The organism is Phormidium sp. CCY1219 (assembly GCF_055795085.1).
This window is the reverse complement of record NZ_JAYFEQ010000836.1, coordinates 1-24985: the sequence shown is the minus strand read 5'-3', so window position 1 is coordinate 24985 and position 24985 is coordinate 1. Positions and strand designations below refer to the sequence as shown.

At 50.5% G+C, this 24985-nt stretch carries 19 protein-coding genes; 11 read left to right on the top strand and 8 right to left on the bottom strand.

The genetic code is table 11. The features are described from left to right. The first annotated feature begins 4 nt into the window (after positions 1-4). Both AC0QH1_RS26620 and AC0QH1_RS26615 read left to right on the top strand, forming a co-directional pair. A complete protein-coding gene (locus tag AC0QH1_RS26620; RefSeq protein WP_324634482.1) occupies positions 5-1795 on the top strand; it encodes an ABC transporter ATP-binding protein in 1791 nt (596 codons plus the stop codon). 90 nt (positions 1796-1885) lie between these two features. Further along, entirely contained in the window at positions 1886-2821 is a 936-nt protein-coding gene (locus tag AC0QH1_RS26615) for an ROK family protein (protein ID WP_324634481.1), read from the top strand. A gap of 81 nt (positions 2822-2902) precedes the next feature. Here the strand turns inward: AC0QH1_RS26615 and AC0QH1_RS26610 are convergent, their stop codons facing one another. The 3 genes from AC0QH1_RS26610 to AC0QH1_RS26600 are packed head-to-tail and all read right to left on the bottom strand — an operon-like array spanning position 2903 to position 5157. Beyond that, positions 2903-3328, bottom strand: a complete 426-nt coding sequence (locus AC0QH1_RS26610) for a hypothetical protein (RefSeq protein ID WP_324634480.1) — start codon at positions 3326-3328, stop codon at positions 2903-2905. A 31-nt stretch (positions 3329-3359) separates the two neighbouring features. Next, complete coding sequence (locus tag AC0QH1_RS26605; RefSeq protein ID WP_324634479.1) at positions 3360-5042, bottom strand: CTP synthase; 1683 nt, start codon at positions 5040-5042, stop codon at positions 3360-3362. Further along, the gene (locus tag AC0QH1_RS26600; RefSeq protein WP_324634478.1) at positions 5035-5157 is read right to left on the bottom strand and encodes a hypothetical protein; all 123 of its coding nucleotides are present in this window, start codon (positions 5155-5157) and stop codon (positions 5035-5037) included. Before AC0QH1_RS26600 ends, AC0QH1_RS26605 begins: the two co-directional genes overlap by 8 nt. Positions 5158-6067: 910 nt before the next feature. Here AC0QH1_RS26600 and AC0QH1_RS26595 point away from each other — a divergent pair. The 5 genes from AC0QH1_RS26595 (at position 6068) to AC0QH1_RS26575 (ending at position 12080) form a co-directional block, all read left to right on the top strand. Continuing rightward, positions 6068-7123 carry an N-acetylmuramoyl-L-alanine amidase-like domain-containing protein gene (locus AC0QH1_RS26595; RefSeq protein ID WP_324634477.1) on the top strand — a complete coding sequence of 352 codons (1056 nt, stop codon included), beginning with the start codon at positions 6068-6070 and terminating at the stop codon, positions 7121-7123. 150 nt (positions 7124-7273) lie between these two features. After that, the gene (locus AC0QH1_RS26590) at positions 7274-8488 is read left to right on the top strand and encodes an AAA family ATPase (protein WP_324634476.1); all 1215 of its coding nucleotides are present in this window, start codon (positions 7274-7276) and stop codon (positions 8486-8488) included. A gap of 169 nt (positions 8489-8657) precedes the next feature. Continuing rightward, positions 8658-9239, top strand: a complete 582-nt coding sequence (locus AC0QH1_RS26585) for a DUF3226 domain-containing protein (RefSeq protein ID WP_324634475.1) — start codon at positions 8658-8660, stop codon at positions 9237-9239. Positions 9240-9288: 49 nt separating this feature from the next. Beyond that, the gene (locus tag AC0QH1_RS26580) at positions 9289-11046 is read left to right on the top strand and encodes an N-acetylmuramoyl-L-alanine amidase (protein ID WP_324634474.1); all 1758 of its coding nucleotides are present in this window, start codon (positions 9289-9291) and stop codon (positions 11044-11046) included. A 389-nt stretch (positions 11047-11435) separates the two neighbouring features. Continuing rightward, positions 11436-12080, top strand: a complete 645-nt coding sequence (locus tag AC0QH1_RS26575; RefSeq protein WP_324634473.1) for a Uma2 family endonuclease — start codon at positions 11436-11438, stop codon at positions 12078-12080. Between the two features lie 335 nt (positions 12081-12415). Here AC0QH1_RS26575 and argZ read toward each other — a convergent pair whose 3' ends face one another. Continuing rightward, positions 12416-14530 carry a bifunctional arginine dihydrolase/ornithine cyclodeaminase gene (gene argZ, locus AC0QH1_RS26570; protein WP_324634472.1) on the bottom strand — a complete coding sequence of 705 codons (2115 nt, stop codon included), beginning with the start codon at positions 14528-14530 and terminating at the stop codon, positions 12416-12418. 753 nt (positions 14531-15283) lie between these two features. On the opposite strand from argZ, the gene AC0QH1_RS26565 reads away from it, so the two are divergent. After that, positions 15284-15406, top strand: coding sequence for a hypothetical protein (locus AC0QH1_RS26565; protein WP_324634471.1), 123 nt, complete (start codon positions 15284-15286; stop codon positions 15404-15406). Positions 15407-16072: 666 nt separating this feature from the next. After that, complete coding sequence (locus tag AC0QH1_RS26560) at positions 16073-16573, top strand: TIGR00725 family protein (protein ID WP_324634470.1); 501 nt, start codon at positions 16073-16075, stop codon at positions 16571-16573. A 128-nt stretch (positions 16574-16701) separates the two neighbouring features. On the opposite strand, the gene wecB is transcribed toward AC0QH1_RS26560, so the two are convergent. Continuing rightward, a complete protein-coding gene (wecB, locus tag AC0QH1_RS26555; protein WP_324634469.1) occupies positions 16702-17826 on the bottom strand; it encodes a non-hydrolyzing UDP-N-acetylglucosamine 2-epimerase in 1125 nt (374 codons plus the stop codon). 211 nt (positions 17827-18037) lie between these two features. Here wecB and AC0QH1_RS26550 point away from each other — a divergent pair, with 211 nt between their 5' ends. After that, complete coding sequence (locus AC0QH1_RS26550; RefSeq protein ID WP_324634468.1) at positions 18038-19336, top strand: type IV pilus twitching motility protein PilT; 1299 nt, start codon at positions 18038-18040, stop codon at positions 19334-19336. Positions 19337-19536: 200 nt separating this feature from the next. Then, on the top strand, positions 19537-20310 hold the full coding sequence (locus AC0QH1_RS26545; protein WP_324634467.1) for a circadian clock KaiB family protein: 774 nt from the start codon (positions 19537-19539) through the stop codon (positions 20308-20310). A gap of 104 nt (positions 20311-20414) precedes the next feature. Here AC0QH1_RS26545 and AC0QH1_RS26540 read toward each other — a convergent pair whose 3' ends face one another. From AC0QH1_RS26540 to AC0QH1_RS26530, 3 genes are all read right to left on the bottom strand, one after another. After that, the gene (locus AC0QH1_RS26540; RefSeq protein ID WP_324634466.1) at positions 20415-21191 is read right to left on the bottom strand and encodes a hypothetical protein; all 777 of its coding nucleotides are present in this window, start codon (positions 21189-21191) and stop codon (positions 20415-20417) included. Between the two features lie 48 nt (positions 21192-21239). After that, positions 21240-22676: a NupC/NupG family nucleoside CNT transporter gene (locus tag AC0QH1_RS26535; RefSeq protein ID WP_324634465.1), complete on the bottom strand. Its 1437-nt coding sequence runs from the start codon at positions 22674-22676 to the stop codon at positions 21240-21242. Positions 22677-23146: 470 nt separating this feature from the next. Beyond that, positions 23147-24715: a thioredoxin-like domain-containing protein gene (locus AC0QH1_RS26530; protein ID WP_324634464.1), complete on the bottom strand. Its 1569-nt coding sequence runs from the start codon at positions 24713-24715 to the stop codon at positions 23147-23149. Between the last annotated feature and the right edge of the window lie 270 nt (positions 24716-24985).

Here is a 24985-nt window from a genome sequence, read left to right as displayed (position 1 = left end):
ATCTATGAGTGAAAATAAACTGCTTTTGGATTTAGTGAAACGCCATCCCGGGGCTATTGCGATCGCCATTTTTCTGGGTCTCGCCGAATCGGTTTTTAATGGAGTCAGCGCCACTTTAATCGTGCCGATTTTGGTAGAATTTGTGGGCAATCCGGTGGATTTTAGCGATGCACCGTTAATACTCGATCGCCTCGTCACGGCATTTGATGCGCTGTCGCCCACACATCATTTAGCGGCGATGACGGGCGGGGTGGTATTGCTGGTAATGTTGCGAAATTTAGCGCAATATGGAAATGCCATTATGGCCAATTCCCTCACCCGATCGCTGACTGCGGATTTGCGGGGGCGAGGAATTCAACTGTTACTCGAAATTGACCTAGAATTTTATCATACCACAAAACTCGGGGATTTGGTCAACTGTTTGGGAATTGAAATCAATCGGGCGGCGAGTTCGATTCGCAATGGAATTCGGATGGCGATCGCGGCGATCGCGGTATTGGTATTTCTCGGATTGTTGATTTCGATTTCGCCCCCATTAACCCTAGTTTCCACCGCAGTTGTCGGCGCGATCGCCGCCGTCAATCAGCATTTCATCGCCCGATCTCGGCATTTTGGCAAACGCTTTTCCGAAACCTCACAAGAATATTCCATTCGCGTGATGGAAACCCTGACTGGCATCCAACTCATCAAAGCCACCGCCAATGAAGAAAAAGAATATCGGCGCTTATTGCAGGCGATTGAAAACTGCGAACAAGCCGATTTTTTAGCCCAAGCCAACTCGGCAGCGATCGCCCCCCTATCGGAAGTGATGAGTCTATTTGCCATTCTGCTAATTGTCGGACTGGGAAATGCATTTTTTCCCACCCAAGTGGCCTCGCTTTCAGCAATTTTGCTGACTTATTTATTCCTGCTGTTTCGCCTGTTGCCCTTAATTGCCCAATTGAACGGATTTCGCAGCAAATTTGCCAATCGCGCCAGCAGTATAAAAGCCGTGAATGAATTTTTGCGGCGAGATAACAAACCCTTTTCTCAAAATGGGAATTGCCATTATGTGCCGATCGCCCAAGGAATCCGCTTCGATCGCGTTTCCTTTGCCTATGGCGATCGCGCCCAACCGGTTTTGGACGGCATCGATTTCCAGCTTTACCGGGGAGAAACCTTAGCCTTAGTCGGGGCATCAGGGGCGGGAAAATCCACCGTGGCGAAGTTGTTACCTCGGTTTTACGACCCCACTGCGGGTAAAATTACCCTAGATGGCAGGGATTTGCGGGAATTCAATGTCAAAAGCTTGCGAAAGGCGATGGGAATTGTCACTCAAGAAACTGTGTTATTTAATGCCTCGGTGTTGGAGAATATTGCCTATGGGAAACCGCATGCCACCGAGGCGGAAGTGATTGAGGCCGCGAAACAAGCAAATGCATATGAATTTATTCTAGAATTGCCCCAAGGATTCGAGACGAAGATTGGCGATCGCGGAATTTGCTTATCCGGAGGACAACGGCAACGATTGGCGATCGCACGCACCTTGCTGCAAGATCCGGATATTTTAATCTTAGATGAAGCTACCAGTGCCTTAGATACGATTTCCGAACGGGCAATTCGCGAGGCAATTGACAATCTAAGCCGCAATCGCACCACGTTAGCGATCGCCCATCGATTGTCGGCGGTGCAAAATGCCGATCGGATCGCCGTCTTAGACAAAGGGCGGATTGTGGAAATCGGCACCCATGACCAACTATTGGCTCGAGGCGGGCATTATACTCAACTGTATCGGATGCAGTGCGAAACACCCTAGGGGTTCTGGAAGCGGCGCGCATCCCGTTGATTCTATGCCAAGGTTAACGTCACCTCGTACAATAAAGCAGAGGAAAATTTAGGTTAGATTATGACTACAGATGCCGATGTGGTAATAGAACCCAACAATACCCCTTACGTTATCGGCGTGGATATCGGGGGAAGTGCGATAAAATTAGGCCGCTTTGGTGCCGATGGAAGCTGTCACTGTCACCAAGCCGTCAGCGTGGCGACGCCGCAACCCTCCACGCCAGAAGCCGTATTTGGCGTCATGGCAGAAGCGATCGCCACCCTCGACCCAGAAAACCGCACTCTGGCGATCGGAGTCGGTACCCCCGGTCCTGTAGACCCCTCGGGACAAATTGCCAAAGTAGCGATTAACCTTGCTAATTGGCATGATGTCCCCTTGGGAAACTGGCTATCCGAAAAAACCGGCAAACCCGTGATTTTGGCCAACGATGGCAACTGCGCCGGGTTGGGAGAAGCCTGGTTAGGGGCCGGTCGCCAGTTTCGCAACCTGCTAATGCTGACCCTGGGAACTGGCGTGGGCGGTGCCATTATTCTCGATGGCAAATTGTTTACCGGTCATACGGGCACCGCTGGGGAGTTGGGATTAATTACCCTGAATCTCTACGGACCGGAGTGCCATAGCGGCAACCAAGGATCCTTAGAACAGCATCTGTCGGTGCAGGCGATTCAACGCGCCACCCGAACCACTCCCGACGAATTGGGTCATGCAGCTAAAGCAGGCAATCGCCAAGCGTTGGAATTTTGGGAAACTTACGGACATCAACTCGGTGCCGGTTTGGCGAGTTTGATTTATGTATTCGGACCCGAAGCGATCGTGCTGGGTGGCGGAATCAGTGCCAGCGCCGAATTTTTCTTAAGCGCCACGAGAGCAGAAATCGAGCGCCGGGTGTTGCCGATTTGTCGGGGGGATTTGCAATTAGTCGTGGCTGAATTAGGCAACCGCGCCGGAATTGTCGGTGCAGCCAAATTAGCTTGGCAACGGGTAGAAGTGAAGTAATTGTAAATGAGTGAATCAGGGGAGAGAAACAAGGGATTAATAGTCCTGATTCACTCATTTTAGGGCAACCTCGCCACTGGTTTAGCCGTCCAAGTGAAATCCCGTGGTTTTGTGTACGTACTCGATTACCTTGCGATAGTCTTCCGGATTGCTTTGCGGATGAATGATAATTTGCATTCCGCTATCGGGCAAATAAAAAGAAATTTTCCGGCTACCGGGAGAGCAAGAGAAAGAACTAATTCGATTCAGGTCGATGTCATATTCTTCTCGTTCGTAGTGAATTTTTACCCAATAGGCGTCTAGGGAGTATTGGGTGGTTTTTTTCAGATAATCAAGCACCTTTTGATAAGCCTCTGCATTGCTTCGCGGATGGATGACAACGGGATTGCGGCTGGTTGGCAACCAAAAGGTTAGCTTGCCATTTGGAGACTGACAAAACGCACCGATCCGTTCTAGATCGACCACGTAGGTTTCTCTGTCATAAATGAACTTGACCCAATACGTCACAAGACCTCCTCACACCGCTTTTCCCAGCATTTCAGCCCGTTGTCGTGGTTCGAGATTGGCCTGGAGAACTCAGGGCCGGCGATCGCTGTTCGGATTCCACCGGGGCGGGTGACTCGGAACTGTGGGCTAACGCCGCTTGCAGGAAACCGAGAAACAACGGATGAGGGGTACTCGGTCGCGAGAGAAACTCGGGGTGAAATTGAGTGGCGATGAAGAACGGATGATGGGAAAATTCGATAATTTCCACCAGTCGCCCATCGGGAGAGGTACCGCTAACCGCATATCCCGTTTCGAGGAATAAATTGCGATAAGCATTGTTGAATTCGTAGCGATGGCGGTGACGTTCGTAAACCACCTCTTTTTGATAGAGACGGGCAGCGAGGGTGTTGGGGATCAGGCGACTGGGATACAATCCGAGTCGCATGGTACCGCCCAAATCCACCACATCTTGCTGTTCCGGTAACAGGTTGATTACCGGGTTGCTGGTATTGGGATCGAATTCGGCGCTATTGGCATTTTCTAGCTTCGCCACGTTACGGCCCCATTCGATCGCCGCACACTGCATTCCCAAGCATAAGCCGAGAAATGGCAGGGTATTTTCTCGGGCGTATTGGATGGCGGCGATTTTTCCATCCACCCCTCGGATGCCGAAACCGCCGGGAACCAGCACGCCTTGAACGTTTTGCAGATATTTTTTCGCCCCGTAAGCTTCGATATCTTCCGAGTTGACCCAGTGCAGGTCGATCTCTACTCCCAGCGCGATCGCCGCATGTTTCAGCGCTTCAGTCACCGACAGGTAGGCATCGGTGAGGCGAACGTATTTCCCGACAATCGCCACATCCAGGGGTTCTCCACCCTGATATAGCCGTTCTACCAAGGTTTGCCACTGGCTTAAATCCAGTTCTCGCTCATCCAGTCGCAGCAGCTCGATCGCTTGCTGCGCCAACCCTTCCCGTTCCAAAATCAGGGGCACTTCGTAAATGCTGTTGGCGTCCTGTGCGGGGATGACGCATTCCACCGGCACGTCACAAAACTCTGACATTTTGTCCTTCAGTCCCGGTTGCAACGGGCGATCGCAGCGACAGACCAAAATATCCGGCTGGATCCCGATCGAGCGCAACTCCTTCACCGAGTGCTGCGTCGGTTTCGTCTTCATTTCCCCCGCCGACGGAATCCAAGGCACCAGCGTCACGTGGATGTAAAGCACGTTATTGCGCCCCACATCTTTGCGAAACTGGCGAATCGCTTCCAAAAATGGCTGAGATTCGATATCCCCCACGGTTCCGCCAATCTCGGTAATCACTACATCCGGATTCGTATTTCTCGCCACCCGATGGATCCGCTCTTTAATTTCATGGGTAATGTGGGGAATCACCTGCACCGTTCCGCCTTGATAATCCCCCCGGCGTTCCTTATTCAGTACCGCCTGATAGATCGACCCTTGGGTGACGCTGTTAAGACGCGACATCGAGGTATCGGTGAAGCGTTCGTAGTGTCCTAAGTCCAAGTCGGTTTCCGCACCATCCTCCGTGACGAACACCTCTCCATGTTGGAAAGGACTCATGGTGCCGGGATCTACATTAATATAAGGGTCGAGCTTCAAAATCGACACGGAATAGTCTCTCGATTTGAGCAACCGTCCCAAACTCGCGGCGACTATCCCTTTGCCGATACTGGATACTACGCCGCCGGTTACAAACACAAATTTAGTCATAAAAATTGCCCAACGCTGCGTTTCTTGCGCCTACATACTGCGTTAATTTTGCCACCGTTTCGCCCGGTCCGCCGTTGCCGATCGCGCCCGCTTTCAAATGGATTCGCTCGTGCAACCTGCATCTTACCAGACTCGATCGCCTCGTGACCTTGTACTCAAAAGCTTACCCTTGCGTTCGGGGTTGAAATTTTTCTCGCGATGAGTGCCGGATCTATTGTTTGAGAATCCCTTTATTTCATTGCTTTTGCCACGAGCTTTCCCTCACGATGGTTGTTGCCGTTCAATTTTCAACAAGACTCAGTTTAACATAAATCTCCCCTATTGCGATCGCCAATGAGTCAGGATAGCCCCCGGTTTTCACCCTCCAAGGAATCCGCAAGCATGAACTGTCGCCCTGGAGGTTTCTCCCCCCGCTACCTCCGCTTTTCCTCATCCAGGCGATCGCCCCACTCGATCGCCTCAACAACAGCCAAATCCCACCCCCCTTTCCCCTTTCCTCTCCGCTACTTCCACTCTCCCACCACCGGCGCATTGTCCCTGGCGATCGCCGTTTTTCAGCCTCTCATTTTTCCTTCCCTTACCCCCGCTTACCACCTGTGCTCAATCCCCTCCTCCCCTCCATTTCCCCCCAATCTACCGCCAAATCAGCCTTTTCCCCCTCAATCTGGGCCAATTTTTTGTGACCGTAATGGTAAAACTTTGGTAAGTTGGGTAAATTTCCACTCCTCTCCCTTGCATTCCCCCTGACTCCTAGGCTAACTTGTCCGGCAAGCCATTTCCTGTTTTTTGGGCGTTTCTCCCACCACTTCTGGCTCATCTTCTCCCTCGGACTCTCCCGATTATCCCGCCATCGGATAGCGGTAAAATTGCCTGAAATTTTTCGAGTCTTTTTCACTCTCACCTGGCTTCTGTTTGACTCGTTATCCGAACAATGTAACCCTGGCTTTCTTGTCCGGTTCAGTTAATTTGTCCCGGAAAAACGAGAAGCGTTCTCTGAGTAACCTTTACTGACCAAAAATTCCCCAATGCTTCATTTATTCACTCCCCAAAATATGCTACAATTTACTCTGTTAGGCGCGGCGATCGTCGCTCCCGCCACTCTCCTGGATGGCTCTGCACCGCCTACCCCTGACTCGCTCATGGTTGCAGCACCCCCCCGTTCCGCTTTCTCGGCTTCTGCACCGCAAAATGACGCCCCCCACGAACTTCCCGCAGATTGGAGCGAAAATCAAGCACCCACACTGCAAAATTATCCCCCACTGCACGAGCCAGTTTTGCCTCCCAGATTGCAGGTTCCCCCAGATGAAAATGGTCGCCGCTTTGCCCGGATGATGCAAAATGCGATCGCCCGCAACCTCTTCGATCGCTCCTTGGGGGAAATTATCCAGGCGATCGCCGAACAATTCCTCGGGACTCCCTATATCGCCGGATTATTAGACAAGTCCAATCAAGAGCAATTGACCATTTCCCTGCAAGGATTTGATTGCGTACTATTTGTGGAAACCGTATTGGCGATCGCTCGCGGAATTGCCCAGGAAGATTATTCTTACCCCGGATTTCGCGATCGCTTGCTCGAACAGCGCTATCGTCACGGACAGCTCAACGGCTATTGTAGCAGACTCCACTACTTTTCTGACTGGATTAATGATAACCAAACGCGCAATATTGTCGAAAACATTACCCCAAAACTCGGCGGTTTCCCACTGCACAAACAGTTTAACTTTATGACCGCCAACTGGCACAGCTACCCCCAAATTGCCGCCAGCAATGCCAATTATCAATGCCTGAAAAATGTAGAAGCAAATCTCAATCAACTTCAACTCAAATACATTCCCCAACATCAAATTTACACCCTCTACCCCCACCTGCAACCCGGAGATATCATCGCCACCGCTACGGATATCCCCGGACTCGATGTCACCCATACCGGATTCGTTTATCGATATCCCGATGGCAAAATTGGATTTATTCACGCTTCTCCCAGTGGCGAAGTGAAAATCTCTCCAGATTTGCAATCCTATGTAGAAGCTGTAGATGGACAAATTGGCATTATTTTAGCCCGCCCCCTTGACCCCCGCTAAAATATTATTGACCCTCCCTAGACGCCACCCCGATTCTCCCTCGGGTCGTCGGTGCGCCCTCTGGTTCTTTTTTTCCATAAATTGTCCGAAAAATGCGCGCCGAAAAACGCTATAATAATCCCATGCCACCCCTTCTCCCTCACTCAACCTATGCCGCCAGCTAATTCCAATTCCCCATCCGATCGCCCTCGCAGTCGATATGACGCGATCGCGATCGAAGGCTTCCGTCAGTTCAAACACTTAAACCTCAATAACCTAGGCAAAATTAATCTCTTTTTTGGCCCAAATAATGCGGGAAAAAGTAGCATACTCGAAGCAATTTACACCCATGCCTGCGGTCTTAATTTAGCCGCCGTTATGGGTCAGGTGGTGTTGAACCGAGCGGATAATGCAGTTTCCGGCCCGTTAGACCTGGGCGAAAAAATTTTTAGCCTATTTCGAGATACCTCTTCCCTCCCCTATACCTTTACCCTCTCAGCAAAAACTCTCGATACTCCTTCACCCTATCTCCTCAAATCGTCCTTTCATCCCGCCGCCGAATTATCTCTCCTAGATCCGCTCGGTTTAGGCCAATTGTCCGGCAGTTTCTCTTCTCAAACTAGAGGATTCACCCAGCTTATACCCGCGCGCTCGCCAACCGCTGAAACCCGAAGCCAGCATCGAAATATTCCCGATACTTATTTAGGAAAATGGAGCGTTGAATTCAATGGCGAAAAATTAGAAAACCAGTTATATTTTCCTCAATTTCAATTTGAGGCAAAACCCCAGTTTCGCTCGGCTACATTACATGAAATTTTAGACCATAGAACCCTCGGAGAAGACCTTCGCATCTTCAGCCAACTCAAGCGGTATGATATTTTTGGTCAATTTATTGCAGAAATGAAGCAAGCCTTTCCCGAAGTCCTTGACATCGATCTGATCCCCTATCCCAATGGTACCCCTGCGCCGGTGGCGATCGCCACTACAGATGGAAGACGACTCCCGCTTTATTCGTTTGGTGATGGAATGCGGCGATGGTTTTACTTACTCGGGCAAATGTTAATCTTTCAAAACGGCGTCCATTGCATTGAAGAATTAGAGGTGACGTTGCACCCAGCAGCACAATCCCCATTTATTCCGCTGTTAGTTAAATATGCCAATGAATTTAATAACCAGCTCTTTGTGACTTCACACAGTATTGAATTTGCCGATAGCTTTTTAGAAGCGCTCTACGGCGAAAATGGGGCAGTTGTCAATTCAGAAGAAGACCCAGTTCGCATCTTCACGATTAAACCCTCTGCAGAGGCGGGGATTCCAGAAGTTTGGCCGCTAACCGGTCGCGAGGCGTATGAAAGCCGCCATAAGTATGAATTGGAGTTGCGCTGATGAAACGGATGATTTTTGGCGAAGGAAAGACCGACGCAATTCTCATCAGCTATTTTCTCCAGCGATTGGGGTAGTCATAACATCAAAAAAAAAGTGATTAACTTTCAAGTCGATCGCAATAACGAAGTCTTAAACTGGTTACGCGCATCCCGAAAAATCCGAGGGAGAAGTGGGTATTTGGGGCTGTGGCGGAATTGATGAAATTCCGGTCAAACTGAAAGCAGCGATCGAACGCACGCGCCGGGAGAGAGAACCGAAGAATCGAGTGGCAAAAATTGTGGTATTTTTCGATCGCGATACCCGCAACCAGTCGGAATCTGTAGAAATTATCGCCCAGTGGGCAAGGGACAGTCAATTAGAAAATAGGGACAATCTGCAACTGGGGGAATGGGTCAATGCGCGCACAGACCCGCGGAAAACGCCTCCGGAAAGCCATCGGTTAACAGTGCTGGCGATCGCGGTACCGCCCCACAGTGAGGGCGCTTTGGAAACCTTTTTACTCAATTCTCTTAAAACTCGTTCCAATTCAGACACAGAATTAGTAGAAAACGCGCAAAATTTTATTGACCAAATTCCCGATGAGCCGTATGTTAAAAAACGGCGTTTTCGTCCCAAAGCTTGCTTGGGTGCGGTATTGTCGGTAATGTCTCCCGATTGGGTCTTTTCCTCATTGAACGATCGCTTAACCCGCGTGCCGTGGGAAGAGCTTCCATCCCTGCTTGCCGTTTATCAAAAGTTAGAGGAATTATAGTCTGCCTCCTTCTTTCACCCTTGTTGTGTTACTTTATCCAGATTTCCAAATGCGAAACATTCTAGGACTAGCAGCAATTGCATCTATTATGATGGTCTCTCCAGCATGGGCAGAACAAAAACTATTCGTGGCGTACCCGAGTGCAGAACATAAAACCACCTCGGAGACAATCTTTTTAATTGGCACTGCGCCACCGCAAGGACAAGTCTATATCAACGATCGCCCGATCGAGCGCAGTCCCGGGGGTCATTTTGCCCCCACATTTCCCCTGGAATTGGGCGTCAATGTATTTACCCTGCGCTATCAAGACCAAGAATTGCAAATCAAAGTCACCCGCGAATCTGACGTGCCCCCAGTGCCCGAAGGGGTGGCATTTGCCTCAGACTCCTTGACGCCAAAGGTGGATATTGCCCGCATGCCCGGAGAGCTGATTTGTTTTGAAGCGATCGCCCAACCGAATGCCACCGTTTCGGTGCAAGTGGGAAATCAACGCCTCCCCCTGATGGCGCGCACCGAAACCGTTTCTCTCCCCTCCAATCTCGCCGCTTTAACCGCCACCAACAACCCCACCCGGGTGGAAATCGGCCATTTTGAAGGTTGCACCAGCGCACCGCAAAACCCAGGCAATTTGGGACCACCGCGCTATCAAATCTCCCTCAACGGAAAAACCAAAACCGAGGTTGCCCCAGGCAATATTGAAATTATGTCACCCACGCAATTTGAAATTGCCGAGGTGACGGTGGATTCGGGGGTGGCGCGCACCGGTCCTTCCACCAGTTATTCCCGCCTGACGCCGTTACCAAAAGGCACCACAGCAGCGGTGACGGGGCGAGAAGGAGAATGGTTGCGCCTGGACTATGGAGCCTGGATTAAAGCCGAAGAAACCCGGATAACCAGGGGCGCAGTACCGCCGCGATCGCTGATTCGCAGCGTGCGATCGCGTCAGGTGCCCGGATGGACCGAAGTGCTGTTTCCCTTGCAAACCCCCGTCCCCGTCAGCGTCAACCAAGGCGATCGCTCCCTGACGCTCACCTTACATAACACCACCGCCCAAACCGACACCATTGCCTTCAACGACGATCCCCTGGTGGCACGCATGGACTGGCAACAACCCACCCGCGATCGCCTCGAATATACCTTTAACTTCAAACCCTCCCAACAGTGGGGATACAAACTGCGTTACGAAGGCACTACCCTCATCCTCTCCCTGCGCCATCCCCCCCGCGTCACTAGCACGCGCAACAACCCCCTCAACGGGTTGACCATTCTCCTCGACCCCGGACATGGTAGCGAAAATGACCTCGGTGCCCGAGGCCCCACCGGCTATCCGGAAAAAGATGTCACCCTCATCGTCTCCAAACTCCTGCGTCAGGAATTGGAACAGCGCGGCGCAACCGTGGTGATGACCCGCGAAGGCGATGACGATTTATGGCCTCACGATCGCGTGGAAATTATCGAAGCCACCGAACCTCACCTCGCCCTCAGCATTCACTATAATGCCTTACCCGACTGGGGCGATGCCGAAAATACCGCCGGTATCGGCATGTTCTGGTATCATCCCCAAGCTCACGACCTTTCGGTATTTTTGCATAACTACCTGGTGGAAGAACTGAATCGTCCCTCCTATGGCGTGTTTTGGAATAACTTAGCCCTCACTCGTCCCGCCGTCGCTCCCTCAGTTCTACTCGAACTCGGCTTTATGATCAATCCCCGCGAATTTGAGTGGATTGTCAGCGATCGCGAACAGAAAAAACTCGCCGCCAAACTCGCTGACGCCATCGTAGAATGGTTCTCCACCACCCAATAATTCCTCCCTCCTAAACCCCCCTCAAAAAACCCTTCCACCCTCCCCCTTTACACCCAATAAAACCCCCTGCGAGGGACATAGCTTTTGCTGTGTCCCTCCTCTTTTTCCGCCCCTTGGCCACCCTAGGCTAAAATAATAAAAACCCTTCCCTCGTTCCCAAACATCCCTCGTTCCCAAACATCCCTCGTTCCCAAACATCCCTCGTTCCCCCCTGGGGGGAACGCCCCCTGGGAAGCTCCGCCTCCCGTAAAATCCTGTCCGAAGAAACACTCACAAAACGGATTAGTCCGCGTAGGCGGACTTAGCTTGCAAAGGCGCGATTTCAATCGCCCGCTTTTTATCGGCTTCATAAAAACTCTTCCCTATTTTACCGACAATTCCAAACCATTATGATTAAAACCCCAACCCCCCTAGGAGAACAACGCACCCTTCTCAACGTCAGTTGGCAAACCTTTAAAACCCTGCTGGCTGAAATGGGAGAAAATCGCGCCGCCAGAGTCAGCTATACCGATGGAAAATTGGAAATTATGACCCCCTTGATGCCCCATGAAAACTCCAACCGACTGATTGAGGCTCTCATTGTTGTTTTGGCAGAAGAAATGGGACTAGAAATCAAGCGTTCTGGTTCGCTCACCTGCAAGCGAGAAGACTTACAACGCGCTTGCGAACCCGATAGCAGCTACTACATCCAAAACGAACCGCAAGTGCGCGCCAAAGTCAATATCGACCTCGACATCGATCCGCCCCCCGACTTGGTTCTGGAAGTAGAATATAGTCGCTCCAATTTGAATAAATTTGAAATTTATGCCAGTCTCGGCGTGCTAGAATTTTGGCGCTATAAAAATGGCGGTTTGCAGGTTTATTGCTTACAATCGGGACAGTACGTGGAATGCGAAACCAGCCCCACGTTTTCCCCGATACCCGTGAAGGAAATTCCCCGCTTTTTAACAGAAAGCAGACAAATGGGAGAGATTTCCATGACTAAAAAATTTCGCAACTGGGTCAGAGAGCAGCTTCGCCAACAAACCCAATAAATACTGCGGACTTTGCAGGGTTTTTCAGTCCCGATTTGCAACCACCAACGGTGACGGATAATTTGTAGGGACAAGGCACTGGTATGTCCTTAGCCAAGGTGGATACTGATGTTATAAAATCGCGATTATTGCAGCCGTTGCCTCTGGACAAAATTTCCCAAAAATACATTGACAAATGCGGTGAAATATGCTAGTAAAAATTTAGGGTTGTAAACCACTTCCATGAAGCAAAATTTTAAAAAGGGTCTAATTCTATTTCCTGTGTCTTCACCTGGCCAGGGTGAGGGAGAGATTCCCCCTCACCCTGGCAATGTCACGACCCGATCGCCTCAGTCTTATACAGGATTAGGCGCGTTATAGGGACTGGTCAACTCCTCCAACTGCTTCACCAGCAGGCTCAAGAACAGACCTACATCCGTTACTACTCCCGTGGATTCCACTGAACCGCGATCGCTCAATTTCGTCACCACCGCCGGGTTGATATCCACGCAGACCATCTTCACCCCTGAAGGCGTCATATTCCCCACGCCAATCGAGTGCAGCATCGTAGACAGCATCAAAACCATATCCGTCCCTTGCAACAGACGGCTATACTCTTCCTGCGCCTTAATCAAATCCATCTGCGTATCGGGCAGAGGACCGTCATCGCGGATCGAACCCGCCAGCGCGAAGGGCACGTTCTGCTTCACGCACTCATACAACACCCCTCGCTTAATCACACCTTGTTCTACCGCTTTGGCAATGCTCCCGTAGCGACGAATCATATTAATCGTCTTCAGGTGGTGGCGATGCCCGCCGCGCACTACCACACCACGCTTCATATCCACACCCAACGAGGTGCCCATCAGCGCTTGTTCGATATCGTGGACGGCGATCGCATTACCCCCCAGGAGTCCTTGCACGTATCCTTCGCGAATTAACCGCGCCAAATGGTCGCCGCCACCCGTGTGAATCACCACCGGTCCTGCAGTCACCACTACTTTACCGCCGCGATCGCGGATTTGGCGCATTTCCCACGCCACTTGTTCCACCACCAACTCGACCCGGCGTTCGCTAGAAACCCCCGCCGACATAAAGCTAAATTCCTGCGTGTGGCGTTGTTCCCGCGATTCGGTCTTGCGAACCGTGCGGATACCCACCACATCCACCACAACCTCTTCGCCCACTTTCAAGTCGCGCAGCAGCTTGCATTGTGCCACCGGTCCGGACTCACTGCGGGTAATCGCGATCGCCGCATCCATCCGCTGGTTTTGCACCCGCACCCACTGCCCGTCGATCCGCACTTCCGTGGGATAAATCGTCGTCACGTAGAAATCATCCGGCGATACGCCATCTTGTTCCACCGGTTCGAGTTTCGCATCTTGTTCGTCTTGGGGCAAATCCATCGCACCCAAGTCGATCAACTGCGCCAAAATTTCTTCCATGACTTGGTGTGACGGCGCAGATACCTTGATATCCGCCGTGGAGGTACTTTGTCGCTGCGCCCCCAAATTGAAATTCAGCACTTGGAAGCTACCGCCACCTTCCACAATCGTATCTAACGCGCGGTTGATTGCCCCGGTATCCAACAGATGACCTTCCAGGCGAATCGTCCGACTTTCCACCGGTTGGTTCGCATGCACGTCCAACTGCATCGGTTCGGTGGTTCGCAAGGTCAAGCATTTCGCCGCCCCCCCTGCTTTGAGAAATTCGTTCAGTGGGGTTTCGATTACTTTAAATCCCACTTTGGCCAGTTGCTCTTTGAGCTCATCGCTGACCTTATTCATCACCACCACATCGTCCACATTCACCGCATTGCAGGCAAAATTTACCGCATCCGGTTCGTCAATCGCAATCCGTTTTTCCGGCGGAACTCGCATCTCAATAATCCGATTGGAATAGAAATCAAATGCCGGAGGATAATAAAGTAAATAGCCGCGATTGAGAGGACAAAAACAGGTGTCCAAGTGATAGAAACGCTCGTCTACTAATTGCAGCGAAACCACTTCTATGTCGAGCCATTTAGCGATATAGGAATGGGAATCAAGCTCCGAACGAAAGCCGTATCCCGCCCACAACCACCGTCCTTGGCGATCGAGCAGCGCGTCTCCCGCCCCTTCAAAGGGTAAGTCTTTCGGGAGTTCAAATACTTTATAGCCTTGCACCTCAAACCATTGTTTGAAGAAAGGTTCTTCCCCTTGTCGTTCTTTGTGGAAAAACCGACTCAGGACGACTTTATCTCCTAAGACTAATCCCGCATTTGCGGTAAAGACCATATCGGGCCAACCCGGTTGGGGATCGACTAAATCCACCAAGGCATGTTCTTTCAGCACGTGGTGCAGCTTATGCCACTGTTCGGCAGCGCGATCGCGCGACGATTTGTGAATATTCCCCTCCATCCACGGATTAATCACATAATCCACATCGTAGTGGTTCGGGGGACACATCAGGATACGAATTTCAGAGGTCATAACTTGCGCTATATTTGGTAGTGATTGTTACAGATTTTGGGCGCTCGATTGGTTTGGCACGACAAAATCACTCCTTTGTTCGCAAACTAGGAGCATTTTCAGAACACAGCGGTTCGATCTTTGGCTGACAAGCCAACTTTTGATTCTATCACCTCAATGCCACATTTCTCGACCCAAACCCATGAGGCGATCTCCCCACCTTTAAGCAATTCTGCCTGAGTATTTTCTCTAATTCACTGATTTTTTGCCGCACATCAACCCCCCAGCTTCGATCGCCGCTTCTTTACCTTTTATTTTAGTAAAAAATTTTACAATTTGCCAAAGCCTTCCGGCAACTCAATCCACTCAAGTCCATTCCCTCGCAACTTTCGTCGTTTCACCCCTCTCCTCTCCTCAGACAACTTTCTCGCCTCTACCCTTTGACCCTCACCCTCCTTTTCACTTCCCACACCCGGAGGCTACCCCTCTCAAAACCCCGCATCCTTAAAGTGAAACAAGCCCGATTTTCCCGGCCCTTTCTCGCAAAATTTCGGTTTTCAGCAACTGGGCAAATTATTTCTCTCCCCTCTCTCCCCGATGAATCCCGTCTCTACAACCCGGGGCTTATCCGCACTGGCCACCGAGAATGAAATAATAACAGAACCACCGCAGCACCTTCACGGGTAGGGTGGGCAAATATTTGCCTACCCTACAGCTAGTGCTTAATCCCAGGATTTGCGGTAGTCCTAAATAAAACCCACGAACCGGATCCAAATGGACAGGGCAACTCCATTGCGATGGGAGGAGTGTTGTGGCGGATTTGTGGGGGATGGGAAAATTATCGCGGCGATCGCCACCCCGAAAAGCAAAAAAAATCCCCCTAGCCGACTCGACTAGGGGGGCGTCAATCAGGGTGCATCTATAATCTGTATTCTCGTTTTGCTCGCGCGATCCGGGTAATTTGACAAGTTTTTGGCAATTTTTTTTCCAACCCCTCCCCCATCCCCATAAAAAAACCCCTAGCGGGAGGCTAGGGGGGGATATCAATCAGGGTGCATCCGCAACCTATCTTCCCCAATCGGCGATTCCCATCCGGGAAATTCCATCGAATCGCGCGTTTTTTACCCCTGGCGAGTTGAATTTCAACCCTTAACGCCAAAAAAAGCCCTCTAGCCTTTGGCTAGAGGACGACACTCAGAGTACACTGACTCGTTCTATTCACCCGTTGCTGACTCAAACCAGAACACTTGCTCAAAATCCAACCCCGACTGTCCCTATTGCAGTCTGCACCTAATAAAATCCCCCAGCACGAGTCTGGGGGAATGATGTCAATCAGGGGTGCATCTATAGTCTGATTTCCAGATTTGTGCAAGACATCCGGATAATTTGCCTTCCGTTGTCGCAAATCTGCCAGATTCTTTCCGGGGTTTCTCCAGTTTTCCCTTTTCCAGATTCGTCAGAATCCGAGTTCAAGAACGCTCGAGCCTTTCTTCCTCGACTCGTGTCATAATTCCCATAACATCGCGGTGAATTTCGGCGTCACAAGGCAGGGGCTAGGAGAAGATGAGAAAAACTATTATCGGGGTTATGGGGCCGGGCAACGGTGCCACAGAAACAGACCTACAAAATGCATATCAATTGGGACGACTCATCGCCAAAAACTACTGGGTTTTGTTAACCGGGGGTCGCAATGCAGGGGTGATGGATGCGGCGAGCAACGGTGCAAAGGATGCCAATGGGTTAACCTTGGGAATTTTGCCCAGCGATCGCCCGGTAAATCTCTCCGATGCAGTAGATATTGCCATTGTCACCGGGATGGGAAGCGCTCGCAATCAGATTAATGTCCTCTCTAGCGATGTGGTGATTGCTTGCGGGATTGGTGCGGGAACTCTCTCGGAAATCGCTCTGGCCCTGAAGGCAAATAAAAGGGCCATTCTGTTAAATAACAACCCAAAAAGTCACGAGTTCTTGAAAATGTTATCCCCAGAGACTGTGTTTGCGGTGGATACCCCAGAAGCAGCGATCGCGCGCGTCAAGCAAATTCTCTCCGATTCTCACATATAGGAATAAAACTCTCTGACAATACTCTACCGTAATTATATTTTTCATAAAAAACCGAGGCATTAAAATTAGCCTCGGGTGGGCTTTCTCTGCCCTGGCGCGACTTTTCCTCGTCGCCGCTTTTGTCTCTCTCACCCCTTAAAATACTTCAGCACAATATCCACAATTCGCTGTGCTGCCCGACCATCACCAAAGGGGTTGACAGCATTGGCCATTTTATGGTAAGCATTCGCGTCGCGTAACAGGTTGCTAGCTGCCGCCACAATATTCCTCGAATCGGTACCCACCAGCATCGCCGTACCGGCGGCGATCGCTTCGGGACGTTCGGTGGTTTCGCGCAACACCAGCACCGGTTTTCCCAGTGCAGGAGCCTCCTCCTGCAATCCGCCCGAATCGGTTAATAACAAATAACAGCGCTGCATCGCCCCCACCAACTCCCCATAATCTAACGGTTCGGTTAAAAACACGCGCGGATGATTGCCCAACAGCGCTTGTAACGGTTCGCGCACCGTCGGATTTTTATGCAAAGGTAGCAGCAGCGCCGTATCGGGGAACTGCTTTAAAATCTCCAGAAATCCTCGGGCAATCCCTTCCAGGGGTGCGCCCCAATTTTCCCGGCGGTGAACCGTCGCCAACAACACGCGATCGCCCTCCCAGTCCAACCCGGAAACCGGACAAGGCGGTTGACCAGACGCCACGGAAAGCAACGCATCGATGACTGTATTGCCAGTTTGATGAATTTCCCCCGTCACCCCAGACCGATGCAGATTCTCCACCGCTTCCACCGTGGGAGCAAAGTGCAGTTGCGCTAGTTGCGAAATCAAGCGGCGGTTGGCTTCTTCGGGATAGGGATTGAATAAATCATCAGTTCGCAACCCCGCCTCCACGTGACCCACGGGAATTTTTTGGTAAAATGCCGCCAAGGCCGCCGCAAATGCTGTGGTGGTATCTCCCTGCACCAAGAGCAATTGCGGGGGATCCGGTTGAAATAAATCTTCCAACCCTTGTAAACTACGAGCGGTGATATCCGTCAGGCTTTGCTTATGCTTCATAATGGCAAGATCCCGATCCGCTTTCAGATGGAACAGTTGCATCACCTGTTCCACCATCTCCCGGTGCTGACCAGTTAAGATGACTTCCGTCTCAAACGCCGGCGATCGCGCAAACGCTTGAATCACCGGAGCCAACTTAATCGCTTCCGGACGAGTTCCCAGGGCAATACACACTTTAATCGCTTGTTTCACGCTTGACCTCATCCACAGCACAGCACAACTTGCTTTCAGCCAACCCCTCCTGTTAAAACCAGCAGAGTTTTGGGAAACCTTTCACCTAGATAGGGGTTCGCTTCTATTCTAAAGAGTACACCCCCGCGATCGCGCAAGGCTGCCTTTTCCACAGCGTCAGCAAGCTGCAGCCGCCTTGCTCCTAATTCGATGAATCTTGTTGCATCTAAATTAAGAGAGTCACATGACCCAATCCAAGCGTCCACCCGTTCCACCCCCGCCGCCCCCACCACCGGGTCGTCCCCCTGCCAAACGCCCTCCTGGTGGCTCCCAAAAAGCACCAAAACCGCCGCCGCCACCCCCACCGGGTCGCCCACCGGCACCTCCCGCCCCCGCAGCCAAACAAGCCCCTCCACCCCCACCAACACCACAGGCCACTCCCGCCGCACCTGATGCCCCCCAAGGTCCAGGTCCGAGTCCGGGCCACCCCACATTGCGCGAAATTGTCTCTCGAGCTAACGAAGAAGGCATTTCTGACGTTCACCTTGGCGTCAACGAACTGCCTCGCTTCCGCAAGCGCGGCGATATCACCGATACGGGCTATCCCAAAACCGATCTCAATACCTTTATGAGTTGGTTGCGCGAGTGCATGTCCAATGAGGAAATTCAACAATTCCAAGAAAATTTGGACTTTGATGGCGCATTTGACTTCGGTTTCGTTCGGGTGCGGATCAGTGCCTTCGACTCCTTAGCCGGTCCGGCAATGGTTTTGCGACTCATTGCAGCCAAGATTCTGACGATGGAGCAACTCAACCTGCCAGAAGTCTTTAAAAAGATCTGCAGCTACCACAAAGGGTTAGTGTTGGTCACCGGGCCGACGGGTTCGGGTAAGTCCACCACAATGGCGGCAATGATCGACTACATGAATAAGAATTTCGCCTACCACATGATCACGATTGAGGATCCGGTGGAATTCGTCCATGAAAGTAAAAAATCCTTAATCAAGCACCGAGAAGTCGGTCGCCACACTCTGAAGTTTTTTAACGCACTCAAAGGCGCACTCCGTCAAGACCCGGATATGATATTGGTGGGGGAAATTCGGGATAAAGAAACCGTCAGTATTGCCATTAAAGCGGCATCTACCGGTCACTTGGTTATGGGTACCCTGCACACCAATAGTGCGGTGAAAACCCTAACTCGGATTCTGGATATGTTCTCCGCTGAAGAGCAAATCTCCATTCGGGTTTCTCTCTCAGAAATTCTCGTGGCTATCATCGCTCAGTTATTGTGTAAAACTACCGATGGCAAGCGAGCCGGTTTCCACGATATCCTCATCAATACCGATGTGATTAAAGAATACATCGTCAAGGAGCAGTATGAGGAAATCCACCAAATCATGCTGAAAGATACTTATGAAGGCATGATTACGATGAACCGCTCTCTCTATGAACTTTATCAAGAAGGGCGAATTACTGAAGAAATTGCCCTGGAACAATCGCCAACTCCCAATGAAATGGCTCAAATGCTTCGAGGTCGGATTTAAGGAAATTGGCTGCGGAGAAATGGCAATTTTTACTAACTAAAGTGGAAAGTGTTAAGGATGAAAATCTATTCCTAGGTCAACTTGAAAATTTAAGTTATTTTAGGTTCATCCTCTATGCTTTCTACTTTTGTCTTGATGCCGAGTTCACCCTTTCCTGTGTCCGACTCTATCGTTGCCCAGTTTAGCGCGCAGGCAATTCTGTGAATAATTCACAAGTTTCGCTTCCCGAACTTTTTAAAGGCATTGCTTTATTTACACCGGGTGGAGACCTGATTTATTGCATCGACCCAACGAAACAAAATCGCTGGCATTTGCATCTGTGTGCTGCCTTGCAGGAATGGTTGGGCCTTCCGGAACCGCCCCATTTCCTCGTGCCTTGTTACACCGCCACGGTTGACCGATGGCGGGATCCGGATACGGAACAGGTGCGAACTTCGGCAGTGGCTTATCCCCCGGTTTTGCGATATCAAGCACTGCTCAATATGATTTTTGACCTGTGGCAATTCCAGTGGTCTCCCAGTCCGTGGCCCGAAGACTTGTGTCACCCAATGGTGTTGGCCACTTATCGTCAGCAATTTCCCCAATTGTGGGACAATCACGATTTAATTTTGCGGTTGGAGTCTCAGGAAAGCGATCGCCCTATCGTTGAGGAACATATCTCTCCCAAACTGCGGTTTCCCGCCACCGAGCGATCGCCTACCCAAGGCTATGTGTTGCGCCTGTTTGTCTCGGGTCACAGTAGAACCACCGAACTTACCCTTCAGACACTACACCATTTTTTAGAACGCTCTTTAGGACATCCTTACACCTTAAAAGTGATTGATGTCTCCAAACACCCGGAACAAGCAGAATTGTCTCAAATTTCCGCTACCCCAACCTTAGTCAAGGTTTGGCCGTTGCCCATGCGCCGGATTGTGGGTTCCTTGGATGACGAAGCCAAAATCCTGCAAGTCCTCGGCTATTTGAGAGACTGATTCCGGCGAACTTCACTTCCCGGTTTGTGCATTCCCACCATCGGGCAATCTTCCTCGGTTATTGCAGATTGACAATAATAGAAAGCCCTTGCCCGATCGCAGGATTAAAGCGGTGCAAGAGAACTGGATAACAGGGCGATCGCCTCCTCCAACTTCGGTTCCCCCGCTTCAGTGGCCGAAATCAACAGCAAATACACATTTCGAGCGGTTTGTCGGGCCACGATCGCCCCGCTCATCCCCTGAGACCCATTTAACACCCCAGTCCAGGGAATCAAAATTTGCCCCGGGCTCATCACTTGAAACTCACCCGGTTGAAACCCTTCCCCACGCTCGAATTGCGCGATCGCAATTTCGGCTAACTCCTCATTCGTCCGGGTTCTCGTCGTTGCCAAGGGTTGCACCACCACGGTGTAAGCCAAATTTCCATCGGGCGCTTCAATTAACGCAATCCCCCCGATCGCATTCACCCGATATTCTTCCAAACTGACTTCATCGGTTACATCTTCCAGAGTAAATTCCGGATCGTATTGCCCTAAAATCCCCACCTGAAACCGACCGTTCGGATCCCTGTAAAGATTTTCACTCAGCACTAACGGCGTCCCTTCCACCGCTTCCTCTACCGTCGCCGGTGGGGTTTCCGATGCGGCGGGTTCGCCAGACTCCTCCTGCGGTTGCGCTTCTGGATCGGGCGCAACATTTTCGCTATCCTCCGACTCGGACTCTTGCGCCACCAGGGTTCCCACCTCTACCGCCCTAGCAGATAACCCTTGTCTGTGGGCAGATGAATCCACCGGGAAAACAAACGACGGTTCCGACGCCAAAACCAGCACCAACGCCGTCAGCAATCCTAACCCCAACGGCCACAACCGATTCCATTTCATCGTCAATTCTCCTCGTTTTCGATGTTCGCCGATTCTTTTCTGCTACGCTTATTTCCCTAAAATTGCCGGATTGCCCAAATCAAACAATCCCGCCATACAGCCGGTCATTAATGTTGCCAAAGTTCCGGCCCACAGTGCTTTAAAACCCAGCGAAGAAACCTCCGATCGCCGTTCGGGAATTAACCCCGACAATCCCCCCACAAAAATCCCGTAGGACGCAAAATGAGTAAACCCACAAAGCACGTAACTCACAATCAGCACTACGCGATCGCTGACTGCCCCACTTTTCGACAGCACAGATAGGGCTTGATACGGCGGAATATTGGTTTCCAGCAATCTTCGCCCGATCAGCACCGAAGCGGTCCAAAGTTCCTGCCAGTCCAAAGAAACTCCCGTTAAAAATGTTAGCGGCAAAAACAACATCCCTAACATATTCGCTAACGGATTGCCAAAAAACTGCACGATAAGCGATTCACTTGTTGCCGATGCATCACCCACTATCCAACTGGATATCGTGGTAAAAAAGGTGTTCAGCAACGCCACCAATCCGAGAATTGCGATAATCGCTGCGGCAATTCCCACTGCCATTTTTACCCCATCCAGTGCTCCACCAATCAAACTATCCATTGGATTGGGACGTTTCTCGGGGTCGATTTCCGGTTCTTCAGGAATTTTCCCCATTGTTTTCGGTTCGTCTCGTTCTGGTACTAATAATTTGGCCATCACAAAACACGCCGGAATGGTCATAATCGAAGCGGAAACTAAGTGACCTGCAATGGAGGGAAATACGGGCCGCAATAAGCCGGCATAAAGGGCTAATACGGAAGAGGCGATCGACCCGAAGCAACTGGCCAAAATCGCACAGAGTTCGCTGCGTGTCATGTCGAGAAGAAACGGTTTGACCGCGATCGCTGATTCAATTCCTACAAAAATATTCGCCGCCCCCGACAGGGATTCTGCACCGCTAATTTTCATGGTTTTTTGGAAAATAACCGCAAACCACTTGACGATCGGTTGGATGATATTCAGTCGATAAAGCAAACTCACCAAACCGGAAAAGAAAATCACCTGCGGCAAGGCACGAAATGCCAGCACATACGCAAATCCAGGGTTTAGGTTATCCGTACCGATGCGATCGCCCGGAACCGCCACATAGGGTTGTCCCACTGCTCTAGCAATCCATCGTCCCGCAGGTCCCGGTCCGGCAGTAAAATCTGGATCCGCAACTAAAATCGAATTCGGTCCGCCAAACAAAAACCTCGCCCCCGCTTCAGACGCATCTAACACGGCATTTAGAACTGTACTGAGTCCTTCTACCAGTTGACTGCCAAAGCCAAACACGATCGCGCCGATGACCATTTGTAAACCAATTCCCCAAAACATCACATTCCAGGGAATGATGCGACGATCCTCGGAACCGAACCATGCAATCAAACAAAGTCCGGCGATGCCCAATAACGAAATGAAATTTAATAGCAAGTTCATTGGATTGACGCCTCTGCACAGGTTAACTCTGCCTACAATGGGATACGCTCAACAAATTAACCGATTTTTGAACCGTTTTATGGTGTTGATTGTCACCGCAGGCAGACTTTTGAAATACCTAGTCGAGGCAATTCTAACCCTACTGGTATCCTCCTGTCGAATTTAATTCGATCTCTACTGCGCGATCGCCCCATTCACTCCACTCCAATCCCTCTGCTTATCATCCCTCTCGGTGGAGTGAATCTCCCCACTCAGTGTTGCCGATCGTTACACCACACCCCACGGATCCGCCGCGATCGCTTTTTTATTCCATCCCGATATTTCCCATTGTTAAGGATCCAAGACAAGGGCACTGAGACAAAAATCTCTACCCAAATGCCGCGATCTCATTCACCCAGGGCCTAACTGACTCTTATTCCCATCCCTTCCGGCGATGAATGCACCCTCACCCAACTTCCAGCAACGCTTAATTATTCCTTTTCACCGCTTTTTTCCCTCCCGCGATCGCCGTTATCCGATGCGATCGCCACACAACCCCCTGGGGCACACAAACCGGGCAATTCTAAGGTGGAAATACTCAGGGTATTAAATTCTACTCGGCGAATTTTATGGTGATTGCTATCGGCAATATAAAGATCGGAACTGCTGGCACTCAACCCCCCGGGTTCGTCAAACCTACTCTCTTGATTTTGCAGATTGCGATCGTCCTCCCTGTCACCCCCCAACACCGTTTCGCACAGGCCAGTTTTCGGATCGACTCGTTTTATTTTATGATTGTAACTATCCGCAATCCACAGTTTTCCTTCCACATATTCCATGCCGAGGCAATGTTGCAATCTTACCTCTTCCCCAATCCCATCGCGATCGCCAAACCCAAATAAATCTCCACTTCCGCAGACTGTCCTCACTGTGGCATTCTCTTCTAAACTTACCGCGCGAATCGAACTAATTTCGCTATCCGCCACAAACAATTCTTCCCCATTCGCGCTGATGCCACTGGGTTGAGCAAATGCAGCTTCGCTGAGATAACTATCCCAACACCCTTCTGCACCGCTTCCCGCATAAATCCCGATCTGGCCAACTCTTAAATCCATTGCCCAAATTTGATGAGAACCGGCCATTGCGATAAATAAAATCTCTCCTTCAATTAATTCTAAATCCCAGGGAGAGTTTAAAGGGGTTTCTAATGCTTTTCCCGATGGCAGATGCAGGGCAGGATTTTGTTTTCCGGTTCCGGCAATGGTTTCTACGGTTTGTGCAGATAAGTCAATTTTTCGGATGGTGTGGTTTTCTGTATCGGCAACATAGAGAAGGTTTTGGTTGCGATCGCATGCCATTCCTTGCGGTGAAAAAAACTGCGCTTCGTTGACATAACCATCCTTTAATCCTTTCGTCCCTTTACCGATAATCTGTTTTATTTCCCCAGTGAAGGTGGCGACGACAATCCGATGATGTCCGGAATCGGCAATAAACAGGCGATCTCTTTTTTCATCGGCTAGCACTTTCCCGGGAAAGGCAAGGGGCGTGATTTCGATTTGGCGCTGTTTTTCTAAAAGGGTCTGGATTTCTTGCGCGGCGATCGTTCCTTTTTCTTGATGTTCTTCGATTAATTTGCCAATCAGTTCATCTAATACCTCGCCCTTGCCTTCTCCGGAAACGCTACCCACTACATAGCCTTGCGGATCGATAACCGTTAAGGTTGGCCAAGCGCGAATTGCATATTGGTCCCAAATGTGGCGATCGCGATCGACGATAACCGGATGTTCGATATCGTAGCGCAAAATGGCTTTTCTTATGTTGTCGATTTCTTGTTCGTTGTCGAATTTGGCAGTATGAACCCCAATCGCAGTCAACCAGTTTTTGTATTTTTGCTCTAAATATTTCAGGTCGGGTAAAATATGCAGGCAGTTGATGCAGCAATAGGTCCAAAAGTCGAGAATCACGATCCGCCCTTTCAATTGCGCCAAGGATAGCGGGCGATCGCAATTCAGCCACGCTTTATTCTGTGGCAATTCCGGTGCTCTAACCCGAGAAACCATAGATTTTTTCGAGAACAACAATTCCCATCCTATCGGGTTTTATTTGCAGTTGTGATGCAAAATCATTACCACCCCTTTATCCCTCCCGCCTCTCGCGCCGGCGAAAAAGGAGAAAAAAAAGTTGACAAAACAGTGGCAATCGGATAAACTTATTCATAATCGGGGCAAAACTTTAAAGCAATGCTTTTATTGACATAGGGAGCCTATGCCTCAGATCTCCACAGGAACCGTAGGGCGATCGCAACTTGCATGCAAATGATTCGCGCTGGC

Coding starts and splice junctions, on each gene's coding strand:
- AC0QH1_RS26620 (WP_324634482.1), top strand. CDS start 5: ATGAGTGAAAATAAACTGCTTTTGGATTTAGTGAAACGCCATCCCGGG.
- AC0QH1_RS26615 (WP_324634481.1), top strand. CDS start 1,886: ATGACTACAGATGCCGATGTGGTAATAGAACCCAACAATACCCCTTAC.
- AC0QH1_RS26605 (WP_324634479.1), bottom strand. CDS start 5,042: ATGACTAAATTTGTGTTTGTAACCGGCGGCGTAGTATCCAGTATCGGC.
- AC0QH1_RS26595 (WP_324634477.1), top strand. CDS start 6,068: ATGCTTCATTTATTCACTCCCCAAAATATGCTACAATTTACTCTGTTA.
- AC0QH1_RS26590 (WP_324634476.1), top strand. CDS start 7,274: ATGCCGCCAGCTAATTCCAATTCCCCATCCGATCGCCCTCGCAGTCGA.
- AC0QH1_RS26580 (WP_324634474.1), top strand. CDS start 9,289: ATGCGAAACATTCTAGGACTAGCAGCAATTGCATCTATTATGATGGTC.
- AC0QH1_RS26575 (WP_324634473.1), top strand. CDS start 11,436: ATGATTAAAACCCCAACCCCCCTAGGAGAACAACGCACCCTTCTCAAC.
- argZ (WP_324634472.1), bottom strand. CDS start 14,530: ATGACCTCTGAAATTCGTATCCTGATGTGTCCCCCGAACCACTACGAT.
- AC0QH1_RS26565 (WP_324634471.1), top strand. CDS start 15,284: ATGGACAGGGCAACTCCATTGCGATGGGAGGAGTGTTGTGGCGGATTT.
- AC0QH1_RS26560 (WP_324634470.1), top strand. CDS start 16,073: ATGAGAAAAACTATTATCGGGGTTATGGGGCCGGGCAACGGTGCCACA.
- wecB (WP_324634469.1), bottom strand. CDS start 17,826: ATGAGGTCAAGCGTGAAACAAGCGATTAAAGTGTGTATTGCCCTGGGA.
- AC0QH1_RS26550 (WP_324634468.1), top strand. CDS start 18,038: ATGACCCAATCCAAGCGTCCACCCGTTCCACCCCCGCCGCCCCCACCA.
- AC0QH1_RS26540 (WP_324634466.1), bottom strand. CDS start 21,191: ATGAAATGGAATCGGTTGTGGCCGTTGGGGTTAGGATTGCTGACGGCG.
- AC0QH1_RS26535 (WP_324634465.1), bottom strand. CDS start 22,676: ATGAACTTGCTATTAAATTTCATTTCGTTATTGGGCATCGCCGGACTT.
- AC0QH1_RS26530 (WP_324634464.1), bottom strand. CDS start 24,715: ATGGTTTCTCGGGTTAGAGCACCGGAATTGCCACAGAATAAAGCGTGG.